The sequence below is a fragment of the Dietzia sp. DQ11-44 genome (assembly GCF_014145205.1).
In the GTDB taxonomy this organism is placed as follows: Bacteria; Actinomycetota; Actinomycetes; order Mycobacteriales; family Mycobacteriaceae; genus Dietzia; species Dietzia natronolimnaea.
Map to the genome: position 1 here is coordinate 1 of NZ_JAALEC010000538.1, position 1,190 is coordinate 1,190.

The following is a 1,190-nucleotide window of genomic DNA, read 5'->3' on the forward strand; positions in this document are numbered from 1 at the left end:
CAGCGGCGTCGCCCGGACCGCGGCCGGCCCGCTGACGTGCGGCACCTGCGCGACGACCCCCGCGAGTCGCTCCCCTGTTCCGGCGAGCGTGAGGACGTGGCCGCCCGAGAACGACGTGCCCCACGCGATGACACGGTCCGGGTCGACGCCGGTCAGTGACCGGGTGAAGGCGAGCGCGGACCGCCAGTCGTCGAGCTGACGGCCGATGTCGAGGAGCTGGCGGGGCTGCCCGTCGCTCGCGCCGAAGTGCCGGTAGTCGAAGACCACGACGACGAAGCCGGCGTCGCGGAACCGCTCGGCGTACGCGGGCAGTCGGAGATCGCGGATACACCCGAGGCCGTGCGCCATGACGATGGCCGGTGCGGTTGTCCCGCCGGGGTCCGACGAGGTCTCCGGGCGGTACACCCACGCCGCGCACCCGGTCCCGCCGGAGAGGAAGGTCGCGTCGTCCCGGCCCTGGTCCGCGTCTGCTGACGGCATCGACTGTCAGTCCTCTCGTGTCGGCGGTGTGGGGTCTGAGGTGACCCTGCGCAACCCCGCCATGAACATCGCGTCGGTGCCGTGGCGGTGCGGCCAGAGCTGCACCCACGGTCCGTCTCCGAGGCCCTCGGTGGCGGCCCCGTCGATCCCCTCGAGGATCTCGCGTACGTCGAGGAGTTCGACATCGTCGCGCCTGTTCGCCTCACGGATCATAGACACCGTCTCGGACAGGTGGGGGGAACACGTCGCGTAGAGCACCACGCCCCCGGGCCGCACGAGACGCAGTGCGGATTCCAGCAGCTCCCGCTGGAGCACCACCAGTCCCGGGATGTCGGCGGCGGTCTTTCGCCACCGGGCCTCGGGACGACGCCTCAGGGCGCCGAGACCCGAACACGGTGCGTCGAGGAGGACTCGATCGAACCCCGGTTCCAGACCGGGATCCCGGCCGTCCGCGGTGAGGACGGTCACCGGAAGGTCCCGGGTGGCCTCCCGCACGAGGTCGGCACGGTGTTCAGAGACCTCCACACCGGTCACCGTCGCGCCCTCGATCTCCGCCAACGCGCCCAGCATGACGGCCTTGCCCCCGGGTCCGGCGCACAGATCCAACCACCGGCCGCCGTCCTCGCCGACGAGCGGTGCACGGGACGCGGCGATCGCGACGACCTGACTGCCCTCGTCCTGCACCGTGGCGAGCCGGTCGCGCACCGCCT

The 1,190-nt window shown here is 72.3% G+C and carries 2 protein-coding genes; both read right to left on the reverse strand.

The window, feature by feature from the left end:
* A partial coding sequence (locus tag G6018_RS13110; protein ID WP_182639840.1) for an alpha/beta fold hydrolase occupies positions 1-480 on the reverse strand: 480 nt, incomplete at its 3' end.
* A gap of 6 nt (positions 481-486) precedes the next feature.
* Positions 487-1,190, reverse strand: a 704-nt coding sequence (locus G6018_RS13115) for an RsmB/NOP family class I SAM-dependent RNA methyltransferase (protein ID WP_182639841.1), incomplete at its 5' end; no start/stop codon positions are given.